The sequence below is a fragment of the Labilithrix luteola genome, assembly GCF_001263205.1.
GTDB classification, from domain to species: domain Bacteria; phylum Myxococcota_A; class Polyangia; order Polyangiales; family Polyangiaceae; genus Labilithrix; species Labilithrix luteola.
Genome location: NZ_CP012333.1, coordinates 11,204,516 through 11,230,241, shown reverse-complemented (window position 1 = coordinate 11,230,241; position 25,726 = coordinate 11,204,516). Strand labels below are relative to the sequence as shown.

General features: G+C 65.4%; 23 protein-coding genes. 5 read left to right on the top strand and 18 right to left on the bottom strand.

Going from position 1 to position 25,726, the window contains the following annotated elements; all coding sequences use genetic code 11:
• Position 1 precedes the first annotated feature (1 nt).
• The 5 genes from AKJ09_RS48330 to AKJ09_RS48310 form a co-directional block, all read right to left on the bottom strand.
• Positions 2 to 448: a hypothetical protein gene (locus AKJ09_RS48330; RefSeq protein ID WP_205633990.1), complete on the bottom strand. Its 447-nt coding sequence runs from the start codon at positions 446 to 448 to the stop codon at positions 2 to 4.
• A 127-nt stretch (positions 449 to 575) separates the two neighbouring features.
• A complete protein-coding gene (locus AKJ09_RS48325) occupies positions 576 to 1,109 on the bottom strand; it encodes a carboxymuconolactone decarboxylase family protein (RefSeq protein WP_205633989.1) in 534 nt (177 codons plus the stop codon).
• Between the two features lie 80 nt (positions 1,110 to 1,189).
• Positions 1,190 to 1,648 carry a MarR family winged helix-turn-helix transcriptional regulator gene (locus tag AKJ09_RS48320; protein WP_146654635.1) on the bottom strand — a complete coding sequence of 153 codons (459 nt, stop codon included), beginning with the start codon at positions 1,646 to 1,648 and terminating at the stop codon, positions 1,190 to 1,192.
• Between the two features lie 106 nt (positions 1,649 to 1,754).
• Entirely contained in the window at positions 1,755 to 2,579 is an 825-nt protein-coding gene (locus tag AKJ09_RS48315) for a class I SAM-dependent methyltransferase (RefSeq protein WP_169928555.1), read from the bottom strand.
• Positions 2,576 to 3,130, bottom strand: coding sequence for a TetR/AcrR family transcriptional regulator (locus tag AKJ09_RS48310; RefSeq protein ID WP_146654633.1), 555 nt, complete (start codon positions 3,128 to 3,130; stop codon positions 2,576 to 2,578). The genes AKJ09_RS48315 and AKJ09_RS48310 overlap by 4 nt, the downstream gene beginning before the upstream one ends.
• A 431-nt stretch (positions 3,131 to 3,561) precedes the next feature.
• On the opposite strand from AKJ09_RS48310, the gene AKJ09_RS48305 reads away from it, so the two are divergent.
• Positions 3,562 to 5,037 (top strand): parallel beta-helix domain-containing protein, encoded by a 1,476-nt coding sequence (locus AKJ09_RS48305; RefSeq protein ID WP_146654632.1) that lies wholly within the window; start codon positions 3,562 to 3,564, stop codon positions 5,035 to 5,037.
• Positions 5,038 to 5,059: 22 nt separating this feature from the next.
• Positions 5,060 to 6,250, top strand: coding sequence for an SO2930 family diheme c-type cytochrome (locus AKJ09_RS48300; RefSeq protein WP_146654631.1), 1,191 nt, complete (start codon positions 5,060 to 5,062; stop codon positions 6,248 to 6,250).
• Between the two features lie 189 nt (positions 6,251 to 6,439).
• Here AKJ09_RS48300 and AKJ09_RS48295 read toward each other — a convergent pair whose 3' ends face one another.
• The 10 genes from AKJ09_RS48295 to AKJ09_RS48250 all read right to left on the bottom strand — a co-directional run bounded on the left by AKJ09_RS48295 (position 6,440) and on the right by AKJ09_RS48250 (position 17,937).
• Positions 6,440 to 7,906 (bottom strand): hypothetical protein, encoded by a 1,467-nt coding sequence (locus AKJ09_RS48295; RefSeq protein ID WP_146654630.1) that lies wholly within the window; start codon positions 7,904 to 7,906, stop codon positions 6,440 to 6,442.
• 107 nt (positions 7,907 to 8,013) lie between these two features.
• On the bottom strand, positions 8,014 to 9,843 hold the full coding sequence (locus AKJ09_RS48290; protein WP_146654629.1) for an IgGFc-binding protein: 1,830 nt from the start codon (positions 9,841 to 9,843) through the stop codon (positions 8,014 to 8,016).
• A complete protein-coding gene (locus tag AKJ09_RS48285; protein ID WP_146654628.1) occupies positions 9,840 to 10,964 on the bottom strand; it encodes a WD40/YVTN/BNR-like repeat-containing protein in 1,125 nt (374 codons plus the stop codon). Before AKJ09_RS48285 ends, AKJ09_RS48290 begins: the two co-directional genes overlap by 4 nt.
• Positions 10,961 to 12,100: a hypothetical protein gene (locus AKJ09_RS48280; protein ID WP_146654627.1), complete on the bottom strand. Its 1,140-nt coding sequence runs from the start codon at positions 12,098 to 12,100 to the stop codon at positions 10,961 to 10,963. Before AKJ09_RS48280 ends, AKJ09_RS48285 begins: the two co-directional genes overlap by 4 nt.
• Positions 12,097 to 12,786 carry a hypothetical protein gene (locus AKJ09_RS48275; RefSeq protein ID WP_146654626.1) on the bottom strand — a complete coding sequence of 230 codons (690 nt, stop codon included), beginning with the start codon at positions 12,784 to 12,786 and terminating at the stop codon, positions 12,097 to 12,099. Before AKJ09_RS48275 ends, AKJ09_RS48280 begins: the two co-directional genes overlap by 4 nt.
• Positions 12,783 to 13,286, bottom strand: coding sequence for an RNA polymerase sigma factor (locus AKJ09_RS48270; protein WP_169928553.1), 504 nt, complete (start codon positions 13,284 to 13,286; stop codon positions 12,783 to 12,785). Before AKJ09_RS48270 ends, AKJ09_RS48275 begins: the two co-directional genes overlap by 4 nt.
• 100 nt (positions 13,287 to 13,386) lie before the next feature.
• The gene (locus AKJ09_RS48265) at positions 13,387 to 14,322 is read right to left on the bottom strand and encodes a hypothetical protein (RefSeq protein ID WP_146654624.1); all 936 of its coding nucleotides are present in this window, start codon (positions 14,320 to 14,322) and stop codon (positions 13,387 to 13,389) included.
• 272 nt (positions 14,323 to 14,594) lie between these two features.
• On the bottom strand, positions 14,595 to 15,902 hold the full coding sequence (locus AKJ09_RS48260; RefSeq protein WP_146654623.1) for an inosine/guanosine kinase: 1,308 nt from the start codon (positions 15,900 to 15,902) through the stop codon (positions 14,595 to 14,597).
• Positions 15,903 to 16,120: 218 nt separating this feature from the next.
• Positions 16,121 to 16,579: a hypothetical protein gene (locus AKJ09_RS48255; RefSeq protein WP_146654622.1), complete on the bottom strand. Its 459-nt coding sequence runs from the start codon at positions 16,577 to 16,579 to the stop codon at positions 16,121 to 16,123.
• A gap of 65 nt (positions 16,580 to 16,644) precedes the next feature.
• The gene (locus AKJ09_RS48250) at positions 16,645 to 17,937 is read right to left on the bottom strand and encodes an RCC1 domain-containing protein (RefSeq protein ID WP_146654621.1); all 1,293 of its coding nucleotides are present in this window, start codon (positions 17,935 to 17,937) and stop codon (positions 16,645 to 16,647) included.
• Positions 17,938 to 18,024: 87 nt separating this feature from the next.
• Here AKJ09_RS48250 and AKJ09_RS48245 point away from each other — a divergent pair, with 87 nt between their 5' ends.
• The 3 genes from AKJ09_RS48245 to AKJ09_RS48235 are packed head-to-tail and all read left to right on the top strand — an operon-like array spanning position 18,025 to position 20,421.
• Positions 18,025 to 19,131 carry a hypothetical protein gene (locus AKJ09_RS48245; protein WP_146654620.1) on the top strand — a complete coding sequence of 369 codons (1,107 nt, stop codon included), beginning with the start codon at positions 18,025 to 18,027 and terminating at the stop codon, positions 19,129 to 19,131.
• A complete protein-coding gene (locus AKJ09_RS48240) occupies positions 19,118 to 19,729 on the top strand; it encodes an RNA polymerase sigma factor (protein WP_240488882.1) in 612 nt (203 codons plus the stop codon). The genes AKJ09_RS48245 and AKJ09_RS48240 overlap by 14 nt, the downstream gene beginning before the upstream one ends.
• Positions 19,726 to 20,421: a hypothetical protein gene (locus tag AKJ09_RS48235; protein ID WP_146654619.1), complete on the top strand. Its 696-nt coding sequence runs from the start codon at positions 19,726 to 19,728 to the stop codon at positions 20,419 to 20,421. The genes AKJ09_RS48240 and AKJ09_RS48235 overlap by 4 nt, the downstream gene beginning before the upstream one ends.
• A gap of 22 nt (positions 20,422 to 20,443) precedes the next feature.
• On the opposite strand, the gene AKJ09_RS48230 is transcribed toward AKJ09_RS48235, so the two are convergent.
• The 3 genes from AKJ09_RS48230 to AKJ09_RS48220 form a co-directional block, all read right to left on the bottom strand.
• A complete protein-coding gene (locus tag AKJ09_RS48230; RefSeq protein WP_146654618.1) occupies positions 20,444 to 22,705 on the bottom strand; it encodes a PQQ-dependent sugar dehydrogenase in 2,262 nt (753 codons plus the stop codon).
• A gap of 193 nt (positions 22,706 to 22,898) precedes the next feature.
• The gene (locus AKJ09_RS48225; RefSeq protein WP_169928551.1) at positions 22,899 to 24,038 is read right to left on the bottom strand and encodes a DUF7481 family protein; all 1,140 of its coding nucleotides are present in this window, start codon (positions 24,036 to 24,038) and stop codon (positions 22,899 to 22,901) included.
• A gap of 615 nt (positions 24,039 to 24,653) precedes the next feature.
• A complete protein-coding gene (locus AKJ09_RS48220; protein WP_146654616.1) occupies positions 24,654 to 25,640 on the bottom strand; it encodes an isopenicillin N synthase family dioxygenase in 987 nt (328 codons plus the stop codon).
• Between the last annotated feature and the right edge of the window lie 86 nt (positions 25,641 to 25,726).

Genomic DNA, 25,726 nt, shown 5'->3' with positions numbered 1-25,726 from the left:
CTCACGCGCGCGTTCGTGCAGTGACATTTCTGTCTCGCACGTCGTGGGTCGCCGCAAGGCGGCCGAGCGCGAGCGCTCCGAGAAGGAGGCCGATGTCGCGAAGCGCGATGTCGAAGTGATGACCGCTGACGATCAGGTTCACGACGACCAAGGCGAGCCAGGCGGCGACGATGTACGCGCCCACGCGCGGACGAAGCGCCACGATGAGACCCGCGATGATCTCGACGATCCCGACGAGCAGCATGAAGCCATGAGAAGCTCCGCCGAGGATGCGCGCGAAGGCGGGGGCTAGATAGGCGTCCCAGTTGGTGAGCAGATGGGCGAACTTGTCGAGCCCGGCGATGACGGGGACGATGACGAATGCCCAATGGAGGAGCTGATATCCTTGTAGTTCGTTCGAACGCGCGGTGGCGTTCGTGCTTGGACTCCCTGCGATGACGTTGGCCATGACGTGCCTCCTGTCCATTCGAGTCGGAAGGCTCACAGGCGTTCCCAGAAATGTGCCGAAACTCGGACGAGGTCCCACCGAGGCCGGCTGAAGGACCGCCAATCCGCCGCCAGTGCGGCCGAGCTCGTCATCGATGGGGTGCGTCGTGCGGCGCGCGGGTGAGGCGATTGCCGTAGGTGGTCAGCGTGTAGGTCGTCACGCCGAGCACGACGTCGAGGGCGTGGCGCGGCGAGAATCCGGCGCCAGCGAAGGCCTCGCGGACGTCGTCGGGGACGTCGCCCGTATGTTCGAGAACGCTGGCCGTGAACGTGCGCAGCGTCTCGAGCCTCGAGTCGTCGAGCGGAGCGCCAGTCGTCAATGCCTCGACCAGGGCAGGGGGCGCTTTCATGCCGCGAAGCATGCGGGCATGGAGCGAAACACAAAGCGTACAGCCGTTGCGGCGCGCGACCTCCATCGTGACGATTTCGCGCTCGAGAGGTGAAAGCGAGCACGCCGCCCAGATCCCCTGGAGTTGCTCGAAAGCGGCAATCACCTCGGGTGACTCGGCGAGGAGGGCGAGGGCGGTCGGAATTGCGCCGAACGTCTTCTCCGCTTTCGTGAGCGCCGCGCGCGTCGAGACCGGAGCTGAATCGAGTGTGTGTGCGTGGAACAAGAGCGCCATCGAGGTTTCCTTTCGAAGTGCCATGTTGGTTGTCAAACGAACCAATTGCGCTCGAAGAAGGCAGCGGCTGCGGAAGGGAATCAGCTGCCTTCGAGGTTCGCGAAGATGTGTTGGAGGGTACGGCGGGTGACGACGAGATCCTTTTCGTCGATGCCCTCGAGCATGTGTGTGACGAGCTTCCGGGCGACAGGGACGAGCACGCTGCGAAGCTCGCGACCGCGGCGGGTCAGCCAGACGAGGCGCGAGCGCGCGTCGTCCTCCGAGGGGCGCCGTTCGACGAGTCCTGCCCGTTCGAGGGCGTCGACCATGCGGCTCATGGTGGCTTTGTCGCGGAACGTCGATGCGCCGAGGTCGTTCTGTGCGCGCCCGTCGCTCTCCCAGAGCCGGACGAGAACGGCCCATTGCTCGGGGGTGAGCTCGACGCCCTTCTCGCGGAAGGCGCGATACATCTCGTTGCGCTGCGCCTGGTAAACGCGATGGACCCAGAACGCCAGGGCGTTGTCGAGGATGATGCCGTCCGACGTGAACTGATCGCGCACGCCAAGACCATGGCACCTGGTCAAATGGTTGTCAAACGAACCAATGGGCCGTCCTCGCCGCGAGGAGGGCGAGGCGACGGCACGGCGCCTGGCGGCTCGGGAGGTCTCAGCGCCGGAAGCCCACGCCGACAAGTGCCGTCGTCGAGAGACTCGGTGCCTCCGGCAGTGCTCGACGAAGGAATTCTTTCGCGCGTTCCGCACGCGCAGACCATGCATCTTCGCCGAGGCGCGCTCTCAGGGAGACGAGCATCGCGTTGCCGCGGGTGAGGCGCTCCCATAGCTCGTCGGCCTCGAGCGGTCCGATGGGCTGCTCGTGCTCGTGCACCGAAACGTTCACGAAGCCGGCGTCGGTGAGCTCGCGACGAAGTTTTTCCTCGCTGTCGAGGGCGAAGGGATCGCCTCCTGCGCGAGGAGGAGGGGGAGGCGGCGGCGACGGATCGGCAGCGGCCAGCGCACCGAACAAGAGCCTCATGGCCGACGATCGTTCGAGGGGGGCCCAGGTCGAGACGACGGCCGGCGCCTTCGGGCGAAGGACGCGATGAAGCTCCGAGAATCCTCGCGCGCGGTCGGGGAAGAACATCAGCCCGAACATCGAGAATGCGGCGTCGAACGACGCGTCGTCGAAGGGCAGGGCTTGTCCGTCGGCCACCTGCGCGACGACGTTGCCGATGTGTCGAGTCGCAGCGTTCGTCTCCAGCGTCGCGATCATCTTGGGAGCGAAGTCGACGGCGATCACCTCGCTCACGCGCGAAGCCACTTCCAGAGCGAGTGTGCCTGGGCCAGCGGCGACGTCGAGAACGCGGGCCGCTCGAGGGATGTCGACCAGGGTGAGTGCACGGCGCGCGACCGGCACCATCACGAGGTCCACTTCCTCGGCATAGCCGGAAGTCACGAGATCCCAAGGCGCGACGGTCGAGAGCGGATGCGTCATCGTCGTGATTCCTCTTCGGGTAGCAGGGCGAGGGCCGCCGTTCGCGCCGTACGCAGTGGCCACACGTCGAGATGCGCCGAGGCTCCGGCGATGGCGCCTTCGAGCAGGAGATGCACCTGATCGGCGTACGTCGGTGCAGCCCCGAGGTCGCGGAACTTTTCGCGTAGCAATTTCCGCTGCGCGTCCTTGTAGCGTTGCACGCGCGCACGCATCTCGCTGCCGGCATCGGCGAATTCCGCAGCCATGTTGAGGAGGCCGCAGCCGCGAAAGCGCGTTTCGAGGGCGAATGACTCGAGCACTTCGAACAGAGACGTGACGGCGCTGCGAGCCGTTCGCCGGCCATCGAATGCTGCCCCGAGGTTCGCCAGCCATTGCCCTGCCGCGAAGTCGAGATAGGCGGCGCCGAGTGCTTCTTTGGATTCGAAGTGATGGTAGAACGTCCGGCGCGCAAGGCCGGATTCGTCAATCAGCTGGTTGATCCCCGTCTGTGCGTACCCCTGGGCGAAGAAGAGTCGCACCGCGGTGCTCAAGATCCGTTCGCGCGGGTCCACGCAGCGGTTCTATCGCGTGTAGACAAGTCAGTCTACCGACGATTGGCTTTGAGCGATAATTGGTAGACAAGTCGGTCTACTCTTCGAGGAAGCAGGGGAGGGCTGCTCCGCGAAGCGATCGGACGTGCCTCGTGTTCGTGATGGGCGCGTATCGACGCTCTGCGTCGTATCCAATGTAACCAACGGCGACACCAGGCCGCGGAGAGACGATCTCCGAGCTCGTCCATGTTGCGCGGGACCTTTTGTCGTGTTCCGCAACGTTGCGTTGCGTGTCTTCCTGGTGTCATGCTGATGGCGCCGAACAGGTGGTCGGTAGACGGACGCGCGTTTCTCTCGGTCCTACGTGGCCGCGGAATCGGCGGCGGAATCGCCGCGCGCGTGTGTCGTCGGCGCCCGGATATCCGAACTTCGAGCCGAGGGGAGTACTCATCATGCACGTCACTTTGCGCCGACTTCCGGCATTGTCGCTCGTCGTTACGCTCATCGCCGTGGGGGCCTGCTCCGATGACGAGAGCACGACGAACTCCGCGACGCCCACGAACGATGCTGGCACGGACACGGGCACGAATCCGATCGACGACGGAGGCCGCCAACCGACGAACGAAGGCGGCACGGCCTGCACGACGACTCTGAACTTCGCTCCCGGCGAGGAGCAGAACTTGCAAGATGCCGTCAACTCGCTGACCGGTTGCGCCAACATCGTGCTCGCTGCGGGCACGTACAACTTCGACAACGCCCTGACGATTCGCCAGGCGAACGTCTCCCTCGTCGGCGCGGGCAAGGGCACGAAAGGCGAGGCCACCGGCGGCACTGCGAGCACAGTGCTCGTCTTCACGAATGCCGCTGCGAATACCAACGGTGTCGACGCGGTCGGCGACAACTTCGTCATTCGCAATCTGGCGATCTGGAACGCCAAGAAAGACGGCCTTCGCGTCGAGGATTCCAAGAACGTCAAGATTCAGAGCATTCGCACCGAGTGGGCCCAGGAGAATCAGATCACCAACGGCGCTTACGGCATCTACCCGGTCAAGTCGGAGAACGTCCTCATCGAAGAGAGCGAGGCGTACAACGCGTCGGACGCCGGCATCTACGTCGGCCAGACCAAGACGGCCATCGTCCGCAAGAACGTCGCCAAGCAGAACGTCGCAGGCATCGAGATCGAGAACACCAGCTTCGCCGACGTCTACGAGAACACGGCGGAGGACAATACGACGGGCCTCGTGGTCTTCGACCTGCCCGGCAATCCGGTGAAGGGCACCGACATCCGGATGCACGACAACACCATCACCGGGAACAATCGGCCGAACTTCGCGTCGAACAGCGGTTCGAGCAGCACCGTTTCTCAGGTTCCCGCTGGAACGGGGACGTTCATCCTCGCGTCGCGTCGTGTGGAGCTCTTCAACAACACGTGGACGGACAACAACTCGGTGGACGTTGCGATTCTGAGCGGCCTTTCGATCGAGCCGGACCCCGCGAAGTGGGCGGCGGCCGGCGGAAACTTCGGTACCCAGGACGTCTACATGCACGACAACAAGTTCACCGGCGGCAGCGGCGATTCGGTGGACAACGGCGAGCCGAACAAAGATTCGCGACCACTCGGCGCGATCATCGCCGGCATGTACATGCAGGGTGGTAAGGCGGTGGAGCCGGTCATCTGGGACGGAATGGACCCGGATCCGACGAACACCACGCCTGCGAACGACATCAACCTGTGTCTGAAGACCAATACGTATGCAGCGGGGACGGTCGAGGTGATTGCCGACCTCAACTTCCCGGTGTCCGCCGAGGCGGCGATGGCCGGTGATCTCGGCACAGCATGGAATGCAACGGTGCGTTTCAAGGCTGACGAAGCGCCGTACAACTGCGCCGGCTTCTCGCCGCCCGTTGCCGCGGTCACGCTTCCCTGAACGTCGAACACGCTCGGCGGTCATGAAGAACGCAGTCACGGTGGTCTGGGGAGCTGCTCTTGCGACTTTGCTGCTGCATTGCAGCTCCTCGTCTTCCTCGAACACTGTCGAGCCCGTCGACTCGGGCGAGTCTCTGCCTGCGGCCGACGCTGGCGATGCGGGTGCCGTCCCGGACGAGGATGCGAGCGCCGCGGCCGACGCCGAGGCCGGGCCGCGGGCCATACCCTCGACCCTGTCTGGCTACGGGCTATTCACCGGCGGTCCGGACGGGAAGGGGCATCTCACGCCGGTGTCCGGCACGATTTCCTACGAGCTGAACTCCGTTCTCTTTTCGGATTACGCGCTCAAGTCGCGAACGATCACGATTCCTCCGGGCAGCAAGGCCGTTTACCAACCGGAATCGGTTCTCGAATTTCCGGTGGGCACGATCTTTTCGAAGACCTTTGCCTTCCCCGCGGACCTGCGCTCCCCGGACGTGGGGGTGCGCGTCGTCGAAACGCGAATCCTCATCCACCAGCCTTCGGGCTGGGAGGCCTATCCATACCTCTGGAACGACCAGCAGACCGAAGCTTCGCTCGTCCCCGGCGGGCGCGTCGTCAAGGTCTCGCTCGTCGACCTCCAGGGCGCTACGCAGAACTTCGACTATCTCGTTCCGAGCCGCAATCAGTGCCAACAGTGCCATCACTTGCTCGACGACGCGGGCAAACAGGTGATGCACCCGATCGGCCCGAAGGCGCGCTACCTGAACCGGAACAACGCGATCGAAGGGACTGAGCAGAACCAGCTCACGTATCTGGCCAATGCGGGGGTGCTCGATGGGCTCCCCGCCGATCCTCCACGCGCTCCGAATGCACTCGACCCGTCGACCGGTGACGTCGAGTCGCGCGCGCGCGCCTATCTCGATATCAATTGCGCGCATTGTCACAACACGCACGGCACGGCAGGAACGACGAGTCGTCTGTTCCTCCAGCACGACATGACCGACGCCTTCTCGCTCGGCGTGTGCAAACGTCCGGGCTCGGCCGGTGGAAGCCTTGGCGGGGAATTCGACCTCCTTCCGGGCGATCACGAACACTCGATCCTCTGGAATCGAATCCACACCACGGAATCCGGCAAGATGATGCCGCAGATCGGCCGCGCCTTGAGCCATGTCGAAGGTGTGCAGCTGATTGCCGAATGGATCGACGCGATGCCGTCACAAACGTGCCAATAGCCGTCTCGAGGCGCGCGCGCGAACGGGCCGAAAGCGGCGGCCGCCGTTGCCGAGAATCCGAGCTACGCGAAGGACCTGTCCTGGATCGTTGCCAACAGGTCCTGCGTCCGCAAGGACTGCAACTCGCTCCTGGAGCGAATTCCGGAGCAGTACCGATCGGTCTTGAGCCCGTCCTGACAGCCCGTCCCTCTACTGCGTCGTTACCGACACGTACTCGTCGAGGATCGTGACGAGCGCGCCGGTAGGATCGAGTCCAGGGCCGCCCGTGCCAACCGTCGTGAGTCGCGCGTAGCTACCGATGGGCCCAGCGCCAGTGGCGAGCGAGTCCGCGGTCGCGCCGGGCGTCCCCGACGGTAGGAGGCCGCATTGGAAGGCGGCCTTCACCGGGAAGGTCATGCCCAATCCGGCAACGTCGGGCAGGGTCGCGCTCGACTCGACCGTGGAGACAGCGAGCAATGGGATCCCTTCCTGCGTCGGCACGCAGAAGAAGGTGAGGGGGATGCCGTCCGGGTTCGTGGCGTCGAACGTCGTGGAGATCGTGACGCCCTGGGTACCCTCGGCGGGGGCGACGAGCCTCGGTGGCTGCACGAGCTTCGGCTTCGCATTCCCGCCGGCAGCAAGACCGGTTTCCCATCCCGCAATCTGTTGCGTCGCGGTCGCGGCGAGAGCGAAGACCGAGAAGGTCGCGCCCGTCGATCCGGGGACGACGAACGATTTCGGCGTCGGTGAGTCGATCACCACTTGTTCGAGTGGAAAGCTGAGGAACGGACCGAATTTCACGAACGCGATGGCGGCCGTGCCGGTGGCACCTGCAGGCGGAGTTACCGTCGTCGTCAAGGTTCCGCTCGCCGGCGGGGCAACGAGAGCGACGTTCACCTTGGGGGCCGCATTCGGGCTGAGGCTTACGTCCTTGCTGCCCTCCCCCGTGAAGCCGGTAGTGACGCCCTGCGCATCGAGCGTGAAGCGTAGAACTCGGACGCGAGCCAAGGGGCTGGGCGCCGTGGTCCAGTTCACCGCGAGTGTGAACGTGTCGTCGCCGGGGTAGAGGACCGTGCAGCCGTAGATCGGTCGGTCCACTCCTTCGACGCAGGCGCGTGCCAGCTCGCCTGTCGAAACCGGAGTCGAGAGCGTGCCCTGGATCGTTCCTTGGAATTGGGGCGGCGCGGCATCGAGCTTGGAGATGGGCACGAGCTGCGGTGTCGCCGTCCGGAGGCCCGTAAAGGCGTGGACGACGGGCGTTGTCCCGACGTTGGTCTTGAGCCGAACTTCGTAGGGGGGCGTCACGTTCGAGAACGTGAACGTACCGTCGGTGCCAGTCGTTACCATCGCCTGGCCCGCAACGCTGACCCCGATGTCGCTCAGTGGGTCTCCTTCCTGATCGACGACCCGACCGGTGACCGTGATCGGCTGCGCCGAGGCATCCGCATCGGTGCCGGAATCCGAGTCGCTCCCGTCCGTCGTCTCGGGGGCGCTAGCGTCCCCAGCATCTCGCTCCGGGCGCTCCTCGTTGGTGTCGGCATCCGCCTGGGAACCGGGCTTCGAGGTGCCCGTGTCCGAGCGGGTCGGCTCCTCGTCACTCGAGGTCGCGCAAGCTCCTGTGAGCAGCGCGAGGCAGGCAAAGGCGGACGTCCCCATGAGCAAGAACCGTGTTCGCATCGTGGAATCCTCCAGGGCGAAGGCGATCCGTCGCGCTTCGCTCGCGTGAAAAATCTGGCGCCGCCGGGGCTACCGGCGGTGACTCGTGTGAATGGGAGGCCGTGCGATCAACGCACGGGCACGTGAATGTCGGTGACGGGGCGCAGGCCCGTGCCGCCGGGATACGCGTAGCTCGCGTAGCTCGCGAGGCCCCAGACGGTCATCGCAAAGGGGCCGTCGCTGTGGATGCGATGGGCACCGTCGGTGCACGACCCCGCGGGATAGGTGCGAGGTTTGCCGTCGCGCGTGAGCTCGGCGTACGTCCATTCGAAGTCGTCGGTGATCGACTTCCAGCCCTCGAGCACGCCCGCGCAGTCGAGCACCACGTCGCGGAAAGCGCCGTCGACCTTGCGTCGTGTGACGAAGACCTCGCTCAGCGAATACGTGTAGTCCGTGAAGAAGCCGTAGGTATCGAGCCACTGATCGGTGGGCACGGCCATGGCAACTTCGGGATCGCCGATGGGCGTGCTCATCACCGTGGCTGCGCCCGTCATGAGCGAGGCGACGTAAACCGGGTGATCGCTGTCTTGGGTTCGGACGATGAACGGGTGGTCGGCGAAGAAGACGCCAAGCTGGCCGCGGGAGAGCGTGCTGGGCGCGCCCTCCGGCTGCGCGGGTTCGTAGACGAGCTGCGTGTCGTCGGCGGCCGCGAGGATGCGAATCGGGCTCGGGTCCCGCGCCTTCTCGGCCCCCTGCGTGAACAGCTCGACGCGGTTCGGCGCCGGCAAGACGGCGTACTCGTGTCCCCAGGCGGAGAGAGGGGGAATCTGGTCGTTTTCGATGTCACATGCCATGACGTCGCTAGGCACGAACATGCATGACTGTCCGCCGAAGACGCCGACGGGCTTGTTGGAGTCGATGACCGCCCCGACGAGCTCGTTGTCTTGCATGAGCTGCAAGAACTCCCCGCGCTGGAGCGTATAATTCGTGACCTGATTGCGCCTTCCGGCGCTGACGCCATTCCCCCCGAGGATGTCCACGTTCGGCCGAATGTCGACGGAGGTGCCGTCTTCGGTCGCGACGATCTGGAGGGTTGGCAATCCCGCTTGGGTAAGCCCGGCATTCGCGTTGGGGAGCACCCCTCGGCCGAAGCCGTCGCTCTTACCGCCCCATGCGCTCACGACCATGTAGTTCGTGCGAAACGACGAGGTCGGGAAGAGCAGTGTCGCGCTCGGAACGACGCTGCTTGCGCCGCCGTACGGATACATCGAATACATCGATACGGGGACATCGCTGCTGACGAGGGTGGCGTGTCCTTTACCCGTTGCGTAGATCCCCTGTTCCTTGTCGAGAATCGGTTTTACGAACGATGGGCAGGCCGTCCAATAAGCGGCCCCGGTCTCTTCGTTCGAAACGAAGACAACGGCACCGCCGCCCGCTGGAATGGGGCCGTCGAGCTTGGTGTAGGTCACCACGCCATCGCCGACCTTCGGAATCCAGACCGCGCCGTCGAGCGGTTTCTCTTGCCCGTCGAACTCGAAGCGAAGCGTCGCCGGTGACGACCAATTGTTCGCGACGAAGAAGGCATAGCAACTACCGCGGGCGAAGGCCTTGGTGTTGGGACCGGGGACCGAAAATGCGCATCCCACCGAGCCTTGGTTCATCGTCGCGGAATCGCAAGGGGCCACGCACTGGCCATTGCCGCACGCCAGCTCCGGCGGGCAGATCTTGGCGACGTTGCCGTTGCAATCGAGGACGGAGCGTAGATCGCGTGAACACGAGACGGCCGTACACGACGCGTCGACATCGGTTGCTGCGTCGTTCGTGGCGAACTCCGGAGTTCGTGCTTCCTCGAACTCCGTGCGGTCGGACGAGCAGCCAACCCACACCGCCGATACGACGAAGAACGTTAGGATGATCGGACTGCGGGCAGACACTTTCCTCGACCTCGCGCTCATGGGAGTGCTCCCCAATGGAACATGGCGTATTCGCCCCCAATCCAGACGTCGTCCGGGCCTGATCCCCAGATGGTCATGAGGGGGCCCGTGTAGCCGAAGGTCGAGACCTTCGACCACGTTGCGCCGTCGAAGTGCAGGACCGTTCCTTCGTCACCTGCGGCCCAAACATCCGTCGACGAGAAGCCGAACATGGCACGGATCGTCGCCGAGGTACCGGTGGTCTCCTCGTGCCATACGGTGCCGTCGAAGCGGGCGATCGTGCCGCCGCTGCCCCCGACCCAGAGGTCGTCGTGTCCGCCCCACGCTGCGAACAAGTCTGCTTGCGAGTCGAGAGGGATCAACGTGCCACCTGCGACCGGCGAAGTGGGAAATCGAACGACGATTCCTCGGTCTCCTACGACCCACAAGGTTTCGTCGGGAGCGAGCCAAAGCGCTCGCGCGGCCATCGACACGGGGGCGAGAGTCGAGGGGTCGATGGGCCCGATGAAGAACTCCAAGACCTTGGCGTCGAAGTCTTTGACCCTCGCGAGATAGGCAGGAGTCTCCGTGGCATTCCACGTCGTTCCGAAGCTCACGTACGGCTCGCCACTCGGCAGAACCACGACACCGGTCATGCCTATATAGCGCTGTGTCAATCGGAACGAACGGATCGTGCTGGCGTCGAGGCCGCGTCGCATCACCAGATTGCCCGAAACGCCCCAGAGCTCGTCGGGGGTGAGAAACAGATTCGAGAACGTGTCGAGCCCTCCGGAGTCTTCATGGGCCCACGCTTGCCCGTCCCAGTGGAGAAGCTCGCCACGCGAAGCGCTCGCCCAGACGTCACTCTTCGACCGTCCGGCGAGAGCAACGACATATCCAATCGAAATTGGAATGGGCACGTTGCAGAGATTGCCGACGCCGCATGGCGGCAGCGATGTCTCGGCTTCGGCCGCGTCAGCGTCGCCCTGGGCCGACGACTCGAGGCCGGAATCGGTTGGCGAAACGATCACCGTGGTACCGGCGTCGTCTGCGTTCTTGTCGTCCGCATTGGACGCAGCGCACGAGGCAAGGGACGCGAAGAGAAGGGCAGAAATGCCTGCCCCGAGAGCGAACGCAGCGTTGCGGTTCGTCGTGAGGCTCATTTGGCGATCGGTCCCGGCCCTGCATCGCAAGGGGTGACGAGGCACCGACCTTCCGAGCAGACCTGATCTTTCGCGCACGCGTTTCCGCAGGCGCCGCAGTTCGTGTTGTCGACCCGCGTGTTGACCTCGCAGCCATTGCTGACGATGCCGTCGCAATCGGCATAGTGCTCGGCGCAGGCGCCCCCGCAGACGCCGAGAGAGCACGAGGGGGTGAAGTGTGGGCGCCCGTTGCCCGGGCAGACACGATTGCAACCACCGCAGTGCAGGGGGTCGTCATCGAGCTGTTTGCAACCTTCGACTCCGCAGTTCGTTTCGCCGTCGGCGCAACCGCAATAATAGACGCCGTTGTACATGCACGTCTTGCCTGCAGGACACTTGTCGTTGCAGTCGTTGCAGTGATCGTTCGTGTGGAGCGTGACCTCGCAGCCGTCGCTCACGTCGTTGTTGCAATCGCGCTTGGTCGACGAATTGCACTGAGCATTGCCGCAGGTACCTTGCGAACAGCCGTAGTGCATGTCCGACGGGAGGGCCGGCTTGGTCGGATCTTTGGGGTCACATTTGTTTCCGCACGTGCCGCAATTCGAGCTGTCCGTCTTCAGGTTGGTGCATTCGCCGTTACACGTGTCCGGCCGATTCGCGACGATGCAAGGGTCATAGCAAGTGCCCTCGGTGCATTCCTGTCCGGCAGGGCACTCGCGTCCGCACGCTCCACAGTTTTTGGGATCGTAGCGAACGCTGGTCTCGCAGCCGTTCTCCGTGTCGCCGTCGCAGTTGCGGAAACCGATACCCGTGCAGCTGAACGCGCAATCTCCTTCGAAGCACGTCCAAGTGGAATTGCCGGCGCTCGGGCCCTTGCAGCGGTTTCCGCACGTTCCGCAGTTTTCGTTGTCGTTCTGGAGATTGACGTCGCACGGGAAGCGGGATGCATCGCAGGTGGCCCACGGAAGCGAGCACGTGGTCACCGCGCACATCATGACTTCGCCGGCGTCTCCGGAGTCGTCGTCACCCGAGTCTGCGTCGGGCAGCTCGAACGTCGGCGTCTCGATCGGAGGATCCTCCCAATACGTGCCGATCTTCGAGGTGACGCAGCTCGCGAGCACGAGCGTCGCCGTGATTGCTAGGACTCGACGTATCATCGCTCTTCCGTGACGTTCGAGAGCGCGTCGTCCACGCGCAACCGGTAGGCCGAGTCGGGATGAGCGGCGAAGAATGCTTTGGCACGGCCGCGAGCTTCGTCGCCCCGCCCGAGCCGAGCGAGCGCTTCGATGGCGATGACCTCTCGCTCCTCGGCCAAGATGCTGCTCGGGAAGCGACGCGCGTGCTCGGCGGTCAGGGCGAGCGCTTGTCGTGGCTCCTTCGGCGTTGCCGCGTAGGCACGACGAAGCAGGGCGCCCTCCGAGGTATCGCCCGCGTTTGCAGCCGCGCCCTTCACGGAGTCGTCCTTGGCCGGCAAGGAGCGCACGTCGATCGTCGGCATTTCCGGGGGAACGTTCGTGGGGGCGATGGCCGGAGGGGCCGGCGTCTCTCGTTCGGCGGCGCGCTGCTCGCTCGGCGAGTCGACCGCGTCGCGCGTCGTGAGCGCCGGTTTGCGAGGCGCATCGAACGACTTCGTGGCGACGAACGCTCCGAGCAAGGCCGCCGAGACGATCGCCGACGTGCCGAGGCGCGACACGATGCGGCCGATGGATCGGTTCTTCGCGGGCATTGCCGCTGCGCGTTTCGCCGCGACGTCGGCCAAGCGATAGAGGCTCTCGGACGACGGACCGTCGTTGCGCGCTTCGGCGATCAGGTCACGGAGGTCTGAAGGGTCGCGCGCCGTCATGGCTTCCTCAGCTTCTTTTCGAGCTCGGCGTAAGCACGCTCGTAACGGGAATACGCGGTGGAAACCGCGCAGCCGACGAGCTTGGAGACCTGTTCCATCGGGATGTCTTCAATGGCGTGGAGGACGAAGACGGTTCTCCGTTCCTCGTCGAGATCATCGAGCAGTGCGAGAAGCTCGTTGTGTTTGCGAGCCCGATCGAGGCTCACGTCGGGGGTCGTCACGACGAACGAATCGGGGACGTCGTCGACGAGCACCTCGCGCTGGACGCGTGCTCGTCGTCGGTAGTTTTTCGCGTGATTGATGCAGATCGTGCTGAGCCACGGTCGGATGCCGTCGTCCGACAACTGGTCGAGCTTCTGGTACACGGTGGCGAAGACGTCTTGGCAGACGTCGTCGAGGTCACGGGTGGGGACGCCGAGGTAGCGAAGAAGCCGCCACACGTACCTTCCGTGCGCCAAGACGACCTCGCGGATGTCCGCGGTGTCGGGTGCCGCGGTCATTTGCGGAGGTACCATCCTGAGCGAAGTCATCCGGCCCTATACCAGGACAATGTGGCCCGCCGCGGATCCCTCCGGATGAATCGACCAGCCTGCGGGCGAATCAGTCTTTCGATGGAAAGCGCCACACGAGGCCGACGTCGAGCGCGGCCGTGACCCGCGGCTCGAGGAACGCCGCGCGGTCGGTCCCCGGCGGCGACTCGTAGGTGAACTTCGGCTCCGTCGGGGAGAAGCGCATCGTGAACGCGGCATACGGCACGAAGTTCCCTATGCGCGCGCGCATCTCGGCGCGTACCGGCACGAGGGGAAACAGCAAGTCCCCCGCGTTCGACTTGGGGCCGATGGGCTCCGCATGCAGTCCGCCGACCTCGAAGCCCGTGCAGGCCAGGCCTTCGAACCGACCGCGCGCGAGTGCCAGAGGACAGAGATCGATACCCGCTACGAACGCGCGGACCGAGCTCCCTTCACCAGGAATCGACACGCGTTCGACGGCGAGCGGATAGAGCGCACCGCGAAGAGCGATGGGGACGAACCCCGGGGGACGCATCATCGCGTGAGCGGCGGGACCGACGGTCGGTTTGGGCGCAAATCCTGCGGCCGTGCTCGCGCCGAAGCCGACGTCGAAGCGCCAGTGACGCTTGGGGCTCGCGGTCGTGCTTGGCGATGGCATCGAGCGAATCGGCAGGTTGGGCGTGTCGGACGTGGGTGAGACCGCACCTTCGGGCGGCACCTCCGTCGTTCGCTCGGTCGTTGGTTCGGAGCTCGCCTCCGTCGGCGCCTCGCGCTTTGCGCGCGCCAGCTCGCGCAGCTTCGGCGTGTCGACGAGCATCTCGAGGGCGAGGAGCAGCGATTCGTCGAGCGCAGGGCACGACCGCGTCGTCGAATCGAGCGTTCGCGTTCCCAACTCGCGACCCGCGGCATCCTCGAGCAAGAGCACCGTCCGGAAGCCACCCGCACGAGGCTCGATCCTTCCTTGGACCAGGAAGTCGGCGTCTTGACGGTCGATGCCGAGGATGGTGTGCGCTGTCCGTGTCCGCATCCGGGCCACGAGACTTTCGGCCGATATGCAGCGCTCCGCGCCGGGCGCGCGTGTCCAATCGAGCGCTACCCTAGGGCGTGCGGGGGCATCGTCGGGCCACGCGCGGGACACATGTCCGAAGAACAGCAGACCTGTGAAGAGAACCGCACGACGCGCCGACAAACGCCGGTGACGCTAGCACACGGGGGCGTTCGGCCCGACCTGCGTGAATTGCCTTCGTTGGCGCGCACGTCACGAGGTCAGGGCGCGCGCGTCACACGGCGTCCACGGGCTCACATCGCCCAGTAGGCCTCTTCGTTGAGGCCTTCTTCGCGTTCGGGCAGACCGCGCGTGAGGCGCGGTGACGATTGCACGAGTACTTCGTAGCTTACGCGGTTGGCGTAGCGGCACACCTGGCTCATCGACGAGTAGGTGAGAAAGTCGCGAATGTGCTTCGCCGAGCTCGGCACACGCGCGCGGTGATAGCGATTGGCGGAGATGTCGTGCAGGAGCGCGGAGAGCGCCGCGTCGCCAGCTCCGTTGGCGCTCGTGATGCGTGCGGGGCCGCCGTGGTAGGGCGCGATGTGCGCGAACACCTTGATCGGGTTCGGACAGTCCCTGCGCAAGACCGGGCGGCTGAACTCGTAGCGATTGAACTCCGGAATCGCGCCCGGCAGGAGGGGATAGCGCGTTGCGCGCTTCACTGCGTCGTCGGTGTATCCGGCGAGGTAGAGGCCGGTCGGGCCGGCCGTGCAGAGCACGAGGGACGTCCAGTCGAGCGCGCGCTCGCACGCGAGCAGGGGATCGGCGATGCCCGTCAGCGCTTCGCCTTCCTCCTCGTTCATCGCGACGATGTCGACGTTCTCGGAGATGAAGGTGCGCCAGAAGTCCGGGCGCTCGGCGATCACGAAGCGTGTGCCGAGCGTGAGCACGACCGGTACGCCACGAGCCTTCGCGAAGGCGACCGCCTGGCGCGTGGCTTCGGGCATCGGCTCGCTGCCGTCTCCTCGCATCAGGTACGCCGAGATGACGAGCGCGGCCGCTCGGTCGAAGATCGTCTCGGGGATGCTCTGCGGCCGGAGATCGTTCATCTTGCCGGCGCTGATGGCGAAGGTGCGTTCGCCGTCGGGCGTGACGAGGGCGAAGCATCGTCCGATCGGGCCGTCGACGGGCTGTAGATGATCGAGGTTGACGCGGCTCGACGTGTTCGAGAGGTAACGGTACCCGGACGTGCCGACGCGAATCACGTCGCTCATCACGCCGAGCAGGATCGACGCGTCGTCGGCGAGCAGTGAGTAGTTGTGCAGCGTGTTGCCGACCGTGCCGCCGGCGAATTCGTGGGAGATCTGCTTGCGCGAGAAGAGCTCTTCGTACAGCTCCGCGGCACGATCGTTGGCGACGATCGTGGACCCGCCCTTCGGCAGCTCGTAACGAGCGAGGAGGTCGTCGGTCACGCGCGCATCGATGTCGACCAGCGTCTGGTCGATGCCGACGACGTGAATCTTCGCCTCGGGGACGTCGAGCCCCGCATGGTGGAGGAGCGGGTCGCGCTCGTTGACCGGGAAGTAGTGCTTGTGTTTGCGTCGTCCGGGGAAGCGCACGGAATGGCGTTTCAACTAGCACGCCAGCGTCGTGTAGCCAGAAGAACCGGAGTTCGCGGGCTTTCCGCGCCCGCGGGCGCGTGGATGGGGGCCGTGGGACGCTCTACGGAGCGCGCACGGGGGTTCGCACCTCGAAGAAGAGCGCATGGGGGCGACCGAAACGAGGAGCGGGCACGTTCTCACGCCGGATGGCGACCCCAGGCTGGACCCGCAAACGTTCAGTCGCAGAGAGACTTGTCTTGCTTACAATTGCCGACGATCGAAAACCCGTCGCCGCCGCAATACCAATCCGCTTTTGATTGGCATTGGAGATACGCCTCCGTCGAGGCGGCGCACTGGCCTTTGGGAACGGCGCAGTCGATCGCGGGATCGCAATCGCGCGCGCACGCGCTCTTCATCTTTTGACAATAGGCCGTGCACGCCGCCGAGCCTGCCACGTCTTTCGGCGGTGGGGCCGCGTCTTTGCCCGCGTCTTTGCTCGTGGACGCATCGGGCGAAGCGGCGTCGGGCGTCGTGGTGTTGCTCGACGACGGGGCAGGGGGCTCGTGTTCGTCCGAGGGTGACGACGCTGCGGGCTTCGTAGGCGTTTGCGCAGATGACGACGTGTCGTCATCGCTGCATGCCACGACGAGGCCGGGGGCGGCCATGGCGACGAACAGAGCGACGAGAGAAGGCATGCGAAGAGGCTTCATAACTCGTACGTGCGGGTAGCCCTCTCGCGTTATGAAAATTCTTCCGGCGATCAGAACGTCGCGTTCGAGGCGCCCAGCTGGCCGTAGGTGTCGGCGCCCCAGCAGCGAACCTTTCCGCCCTCGCCCCACGCGCACGAGTGGGATGAACCGCACGCGACGCTTCGCGCGCCGAACGACGCCTCGACAACGATTTGGGGCCGCGTCGACGGCCCGCGTGATCCGCTTTGGCCGTTCGCGTCGTCGCCCCAGCAGATCACGGAACCCTCGCTGCGTACGGCACACGTATGCGAGGCGCCTGCCGTCAGCTGCACCACGTCGCTCAGGTAGAGCACTTGGACGGGGCCGGACATGGTCGCCGTGGTGCCGATCCCGAGCTGACCGCGCTGGTTGTCGCCCCAGCAGGCAACGGTACCGGACTGTAGCCTCGCGCACGCGTGCTTCGCGCCAACGGCCACGTCGAGCGCGGGTTCGGGGAGACCGTCGATGCGAAGCGGCTCGAGGACGAGGTCGCCGGGCTTCCCGACAGCGCTGATTTGGCCATCGCGGTCGTCGCCCCAGCAATACACCGAGCCTCGCGAGGTCGTCGCGCACGCGAACGCGCCGCCCATCGAGGCCGAAACCGATACGACGTTGCCGTCGAACGAAGAGATCGTCGTTGGCAGATACCGCGTCGCCTGCGTTCCGTCGCCGAGCTGTCCGCGGTCGTTTTCGCCCCAGCAGCGAAGCTCGCCCGTCGTTTGTAGCGCACAGACGAAGAAGCGGCCGACGGCGAGCTGCGCGACCTCCCCGAGGCCTTCCTGCTCGAACGGCGGCGTCACGGGCAAGTGTCCGCTCGCGAGTGGTGTGCCGCCGCTCGACATCAGGTCGCCGAAGAACATGTCTCCCCAACAGAAGACGCGTCCGTCGTCGCGCAACGCGCAATAGGCATAGGCCCCGCCGAAGAGTGCGCGCACGTGATCGAGGCCTGATGCGGCCACGGGCTCTCGACTCATCGGAATCTCGTCGGGCAACGCGCCGTTTCCCAGCGTGCAGGATGCATTGTTGCCCCAGCAGACGACGGTGGCATCGGACGTTTTCACGCACGTGCTGTCGTCCGCGATGGCGATGGGGGCGCTCGCGGGGAGCGGCGCACGCTCCTCGGGTCCGATGCCGTTGCCCGCGTTGGCGTCTTCGTTCGAGGCCGTCGCCGAGCCGGCATCGGGGGGGCCCGTGGGAAACGATCCGAGCACTCCTTCGTTCGCGCACGCCGGAATCGCGCACGCCATCACCGCCGCTCTCACGAGCGACCCGAGCGAATGCACGGAGAAGAGCCGCGGAGGCGGTGAAGAAAAGACGGAACGCAAGGAATCCAGGCTCGCGGGAACGTGCGACGGGCGAACGAAGTGAATTCGTCACGGGCAGACGGCGTCAGACGCACAGGCATTCACTCGGTGGGCAATCAACGCCGTCTCCTCATGCGCACGCGCTGGCGAAAGCTTCGGACATTCGGGATTTCCTTCGGCGCGGGGTGCCTTTTGTCCGTCGGCGCCACGCGTGCCCAAGCCGATGAGCCGAAGGTCGCCGTCGGGCGGACGTCGGCCTTGAGCTGGGTGCGTCTGCCTGGCGCCGAGGAATGCATCGGTTCCCCCGCGCTGGCCGATGCCGTCGAGGCGACGCTCGCACGTCGCGTGTTCGTGCCTCCGACCGACGCGGAGCTGAGTGTCGAAGGCTCGATCGCTTATGCCAAAGACAGGCGCCGGTTCACCGTGCGTTTCCAGGTCGCCGATCGCGAGGGGAACGTTCTCGGGAAACGCGAGCTCACGCAAGCCGCCGAGACGTGTCACGCGCTCGACGATCGCTTGGCCCTCGTCTTGTCGATGCTCATCGATCCCGAAGCGGCCGATCGCCCGGCCCCACCATCGCCCGAAGCGGCGCCCGCCGAGCCTACGCTTGCCGAGCCCATTCTTGCTGCGCCCCCGGCTTCGCCTGCCGCTTCCGACGTTCCTCGACTTCCTTTGCCGGTTGCCAAGACGCCGTGGCGATGGGGCGCGAGCGCGTCTTTCGGAGGCGCCACGGGGCTCGTGCCGAACACGGGGTGGCTCGTTGAGGGCCGCGTTTTCGTTACGCTCCCGCATTGGCCGACGCTTCGTGCCGGGGTCGCATCGTTCTTGCCGGCGAGGAATCGCGTCGCCGAAGGCGCGCTCGCCGAGGTCGGTCTCGTCTCCGGCGAGTTCGGTGTCTGTCCGCTCGGTCTCCGGCGGTTGCCCGTCGTCGTTCGGGGCTGCGTCTCTGGATGGCTCGGCCAGCTCTCGGGTCGCGGTGATGGCTTTCCCGACTCTCGCAGTTACACGACGACGTTCGCTGCCGCAGCCGTCGACGCCTCGGCCGAGCTCTGGCTCTCACGATCGATCGGCGTCGTACTCGCGCCCGCGCTCGTGGTTCCCGTGACCCCGACGCGACTCGCGTACGACGATCCGCAAGGTCGCCGCCAAACGCTCTTCGAGAGCTCGAACGTGAGCGCCATGCTCACACTGGGGATTGCCGTTGGATCTCCCTGATCCCACCGTGCTCGCCGCGCCGAGTGAGGACCCGGGCGGTCCGCAGATAGGCGACGATGCACGCATCGCGCACGTCTCGCGCAGTGACGACACGGACCGCATCGTTCGCGAGTACGGCCCCTACGTGTGGCGAGCACTGCGCCGACTCGGCGTATCCGAGCGCGACGCCGACGATGCGTGTCAGGAAGTCTTCGTCGTCGTGCATCGCAAGCTCGCCGAATACGAAGGACGCGGGCAACTTCGCACCTGGCTCTACGGGATTGCCGTTCGCGTCGCGGCGGCGCATCGTCGTCGCGCCCACGTCCGTCGCGAGGTGCCGACCGAGAACCCGGTGGACGAGGATCTTCCTTCCGAAGAAACGCCCGAGGGAGCTGCCATCGATCGCGAAGCACTCGCTGCCCTCGATCACGCTCTCGCAGCCCTCGACGACGACAAGCGCGCCGTGTTCGTTCTCTACGAGATCGAGGGGCTCGAGATGCCCGAGGTCGCCGAGGCGCTCGGCTGCCAAGTTCAGACGGCCTATTCGCGGTTGTATGCGGCTCGCGGCGAGGTCGAGCGAGCGATGCGTCGTGCAGCGCTGGGAAGGGGAGGCGCATGAGCGACGACCGCCTGCCCGAGCGAGACGACTTCATGCGAGCGGCCCTGCGCGCTGCACGTGCCGACGTCCCAAGCAGCGCGCGCATCGATGGGATTGCGCGTGCGGTGCGCGTCGCCGTCGCGCCGCCCACTCCTCCTCAGCCTGCCCGCCCAACGCCGTCGCACACTCCGTGGGGCGCCGGTCCCTTGAAGCTCGTAGGGGTCGGCGCCGTCGTCGTCGCGATCGGTGCTGCCGCGCTCGCCCCTCGACCTGCGCCGGTCGGGCTCGTGCCGGCGATGACTTCGCCGGTCGCCGTGTCGTCCACGACGCCGTCGGCGGTGGTGTCGTCTCCGATGCCCGTCGCGACGTTCGAGACACCTGCCGTCGACGTCAACGCGCTACCGCCTGCTCCTCGCGCGCAGGGCTCGTCGCGCCCCGTTGCGATGCGTGACAGCGCAGGAGAGATGACGTTGCTTCGCGCCGCCCGGGCCTCGCTGGCGCGTGATCCAGCGGATGCGCTTGCCACGTGCGAGGAGCACGCCCGCCAGTACGCGCACGGCGCTCTCGCCGAAGAGCGCGAGGTGCTCGCGATCGATGCGTTGCTGCGCCTTTCGCGCCATTCCGAAGCCGTCGCGCGGGCGACCAAGTTCCGTGCCACGTACCCTGATTCGGCCTACGGTCCCCGACTCGAAACGCTCTTTGCCAGACCGTGACGACACCGCGTCCGGCGGCAAATCAAGGGCAGGCTGTCAGGGACTGAATCCACGCGTCGACGAGGCCGGCGCCCTGTTCGTGGACGAGATGCGTCGCCACCGGCGGCATGTGGAGAGCGCCCGTGCCGTGCATGCGGTACGAGATGATCGACTTCGCGGGGGCGCCCGGCGCCACGATCTTTGCTCCCGCGATGCCGAAGGCGCCGAGGGCGGGCTCGCCGTTGCAGACTCCGGCGCTGGCGAATGGCGTCGAGAAGCGCAGATCCATCGAACTGCCGCCGACGCCACCTCCTGGGCGGTGGCAGCCCGAGCAGTTTGCGTGCAGATAGGCGCGTGCCCGCATGTCGATGGGATCGCTGCTCTCGAGCGTCGAATAGCGCGCCGCTACCGCGGGATCCCCGATGGGGCTCGTCAACAGCCCGATATGATCGAGCGTCGAGAGCTGGTTCGAGATGCGATTCGTGTTCGGATAGGTGAGGTTGCCGTTCAGCTGCCCGTTTTCGAGTCCGAGCGTGTTTCCGGCGGCGTCGGTATGGCACTGCAGGCAGTGGCTTCGACCAGGGAACGTCCACGTCTGATTGCCGACCGCTTTCGTCTTCAGTGAGTGCAGTAGCGTGGCGTCGCTCTGATCGTCATTCCACTCGTACGAATAGCCCGCCCAGTCACCGTCGTCGTGACGCACGAAGAAGCGCGTCTCGACGAGCTTTCCGCCGAGCGAGAACTGCTTCATGAGCACGCTGCCGATCGGAAAATTCCAATCGCCCTCCGGCATGACTTGCACGTTCGCTCCGTCCGGCACGGCCATCCATCGGCGCTTGTCTGCGCCGTCCGACCAGAGAGGCATGTTGACGGCATAAGGAATCATGCCGTCCGACGCCTCTTTGGGATTGTCCTTGTTCACGCAGCCGGTCGCCGAAAGCTTTTCCGCGACTGGATTCACTCCAGCCGGTAGCGGATCGATCCGATGGAGCGTTCCTCCGATGTAGTCGACGACGTAGAGCTCGCCGTCGACGCCCTCGCCCATGGCCGAGAGGGTGAATCCCGCGACGGCGATGTCCTCGATCGAAGGCGCCTTCGTGACCGGATCGTAGACGATGCGCGAGATTCGGCCGGAGACGACGTCGGCGAAGACGTACGAACCGACGAGCGACGGAATCTTCGTCCCGCGATAGACGAAGCCTCCGATGATCGCGAGATCTGCATTCTCGTGCGGATATTCGACGACCGGATCCTGCAGTCCGGTCTTGTCGCACGTGGCGCTTCCGACGCAATGAGAGCCTTCGGTGATCGGCCAGCCGTAGTTGCCGCCCTTCGTCACGCGGTCGACCTCTTCCCAGGAATCTTGGCCGACGTCGCCGAGCCAGAGATCGCCCGTCTGCCGATCGAAGCTCCAACGCCATGGATTGCGGAACCCATAGGCCCAGGTCTCTTTGAGCTCGCCGACGCCGAGCGGTTGCTCGACCCAGGGGTTGTCGGGCGGAATCGTGTACGGTCCCGTCGGCCCGACGTCGATTCGGATGATCTTGGCGAAGAAGCCCGACTTGTCCTGGGCATTGTTGCCGCCCTGGTCCTCTCCGCCGTCGCCGAAGCCGATATAGAGCTTGCCGTCTTTGCCGAAGGCGAGATGGCAGTTTTTGTGCTCGTCGGCGGGTTGGTCGAATTCGATCTTTCGTCCGTCGTTCGAGACGAGGACCTCTTCGGTGGCCCGATCGAGAATGTCCCCCGAAGCCGCCTTTTTCATGCGGGTCACGACCGAGTTCATGCCGACGGGGCTCGTCGCGCTGTGCCCGTTGTACGACATGAACACTGTGCCGTTGTTCGCGTAGTCGGGATGGAATGCGAACCCCAGGAGTCCACCTTCTTGGGTTTTGCCGAGCGTCACCTCGCCCGGCGCGAAGCGCACGAAGTCGCTCGTGGACGACGCGTTCGGATCGTTCGCGAACACCTTGACCGCCGCTCCGCTCTCGACACCTTGCTCGACGACGTACCACCTGCTCGCATCCCCCGGCGCTTGGAGCATCAACACCGGCGCTTCGAAGACGAGATTCGGAAAGGCCGGCGTGAGCTTCACCTGACCGACAGGCCGCCCCGGGGCCACGCACGTCTTGTTCGGTGGCCGAGTGTCGAGTCCGAAGGTGCTGGGCGTCGCCGGTCCGCTCGGCTTTTCACTGGCCGAATCCGACGAGTCACTTCCACAAGCCAAATACGCGGAGAACGTGAGTAGCTGAAGGCCGACGGCGACAGTGGTGGAGACCGATCGGAAGCCAACGGGCCCAATCTTCATGCGGCGCGCGGTTAGCAAGGCGCGTGCTCGAGATCTGGCGTTTCCCGCGAGCAGAATGATCGGCCATTCCCTGAGCGACGTGCGATCGCTCGACCGATCCGCCACGCGGTGTAGCAACTTCGTCGTGGCAATTTCCCACGTGCGACGGAGGGCGTCTGCTCCTCCGTCGTTCACCGTCGTGCGGGCTCACGGTTCACGGCGAGGTGGAGGTTGCCTCGGCGAAGGTCGCTGCAGGAACCTCCTCGGCCGTGACGAACGCCTCGCCACCACCCTGTGGAACTTCGACGCAACCGTCCCACTGGCGCTGGAACACTTTCTCCGCTGGCTTGATGGCGTGAATTCGCACGATCGGATCGCAGGCGGACCCTTCGATGACCCTTGCCAGTCTCGGCGCCGCTCCGCAGGCATTCGCAGTGAAGAGTGGAGTCGTGCACGTGGCGTCGGCAAAGGCTGCGATCTGGAACGCGGCACTGGCGGGAAGGCAGCGCACCTTGCCGTCGGCAGCCTTTTCGAACGTGCATGTGTCGTCGATCTGCGAATCGTAGATGGCGGATTGTTTCACGGGCACTCCGCCGACGAGCTGCGTGCGCTCGACGAGCCGCGAGTGTGCGGGCGTGCTCCCTGCCGCGGTGGGAGGGAATTCCGTTGCGGCGATGGGAACGCACTGGTCAGGACCGCGTGCGCAGTCGTAGACGGGGGCCGCCACGACTTTCTGGCAATTGCCGAACGGTCCGCCCTGGTAAGGGATCGCCGAGACGGGCATGCACCGCTCGACGCCGTCGTCGGCGACCGCGAATTCGCAGGGCGTGCCTCGCGCGACGTCGATGAAGTCCTCGTCAGACTGGAGGCGTGAACCATCCTCGCCCTCCAACACGACGGCGCGCACGAGGGCGCTCGACACGGCGACGTCACGGCGGACGAAGGCGACGAAGTCCGTGGGGGCGAGCGGAGCGCCGAGCTCGTAATAGTCGCTCGTGGCATCCGGCGGTCCCTCGGCGCAAGAGCTCATCCTCGGACTAAAGATCGTGGTTGGCGACGTCTTGGCGCCGATGCGCCAGTAGTCGAGGCCGTCTCGATTGCCACGCCTTCGCGCCCGGCTCCGGATGAACACTCGCGCGGGGTCTGCGCATGCGGACTTCGGTAGCGTGATGAGTGGAGTCGTGCACGCGTCCGAGTAGTCGGGCCCTCCGTCGGCCGCGTCGATGTAGGGCCCCATGGGGCGGAGGTCGCGCGGGACGCATCGCTCGACGCCGTCCCTGGCGATGGCGGGCACGCACATCATGCCGAGCTTCGTGTCGTAGAGGCCATCGAGGACGAAGATGCCATCCGCCATGTACCCATGGACTTGCAGGCGGGAACCGCTTCGGGCGAGGCGAGGAGCCGGCGACTCCGCGGAGGGAGGCTCGGGGGAGGGCGACGAACTACAAGCTGCGACCAGACTCGTGAGTGCCAGCGTGACCGAAGCAACCGATGCGAAACCCCTCATTCCCGAGAACATAGGCAAAGCGCGTTCCGTTTCGATACCCCAGGACTTCAGCCGAATTCGCGATTCGTGCATTCGCAAGAACGGGAGCGACACGAAATTGACGTGATTCGGTCGTGCATTGACGCACGCTCACTCGTCACCAAGTGCACGCCGGCGTGCGCGTCGCGTGAAGCCCAACCGAACACGGGCCGGTGTTGCTCGTCCGACGACTGCAAGAGTCAATGCCGTTCGGATAACAGAGATCCGTCAAGCACCGATGGATTCGACCCGAGATTTTTCACAGGAAGGACGGAAGGGCCGAAGTTTTTGGGGCGGTGAGCGGGCAAATCGTGCGACACCGCGTCGGCATCGTGGGCATTCAACTCCCCAGCAAGCGCAGTTTGGCGCTTTACGCGGAGCGATAACAAAACCTTCCGATCTTCCGACCTTCCTGTGAAGACTCTGCCTATCCGAACGGCATTGCTACAAGAGTCCGAGCTCGCGAAGGCGCTTCTCGAGGAAGCCCTGTGCGGTCGTCGCGTCGTACTTGGCGGGCTGCTCGTCGGACACGCAGAACGGAAGCGGCGCGAGTGGGCACGTCGGGTAGGGGTGCACGAAGAACGGCATCGAGTAGCGGACGACGTCCTCGGCTTCCGACGGGGGATTGACGACTCGGTGCGTGGTGGAAGGCAGCCTGCCGTTCGTGATGAGCTGCATCATGTCGCCCGAGTCGACGACGATGTGTCCTGGGGGCGCTTCGACGGCGAGCCACCGGCCGTCGCGCGTCAGAATTTCGAGCCCCGCCGACGTGCTCTCGCACAGCAGCGTGAGGAGGTTGATGTCCTCGTGCTCGGCCGCGCGCACACCCCCCGGAATGAAGCCGTCTTTGAGGGGCGGGTAGTGAATGAGGCGGAGGATCGAGTTGCCTCCGGCGATCATTTTGGTGAACGTATCCGTCGGGGCCTGGAAATAGATCGCGAGCGCCTCGAGGAGCGTTCCTGCGGTGCGCTCGAGGTCGGTGAAGAGCGTGCGCGTGCTCGGCTCGAACTCCGGCACCGCCGAAGGAAATGCGTTGGCACCGCCGGGGCCGAGCGCAGGGAGATCTCGCCCGACGTGGAAGAACTCCTTCAGGTCACCGACCTTGCGGTTCTTGGCGTGCTCGGCGCCGAATGCGACGTAGCCACGGTTTCCTCCGCTGCCTTCGATGAAGCTCTTCTTCTTCTCGGGGGTGGGAAGGGCGAAAAAACGAGCGATCTGGGCGTAGGCATCGCGAATACGCGCCGGATCGATGCCGTGGTCCTTCACCGACACGAACCCGAACTCCGCGAGGGCGTCGCCGAAGACCTGGACGAATCGCGCGCGCGTGTCCTCCGATCCCGTCACGTAGTCGCGAAGCGAGACGACGGGGATGCTGGCGTGCGTGCGCTCCGAGACCGAGGGTGCCGAAGGAGCTGGAGACTGCGTATGCATGGGGACCGCGCTTTCGTGACGGCTTCCCCCAAGCCTCGCGCAGCATAGCCAGACGCAGGGCGAAATGTTCCGAGAAGTGTGCGAGC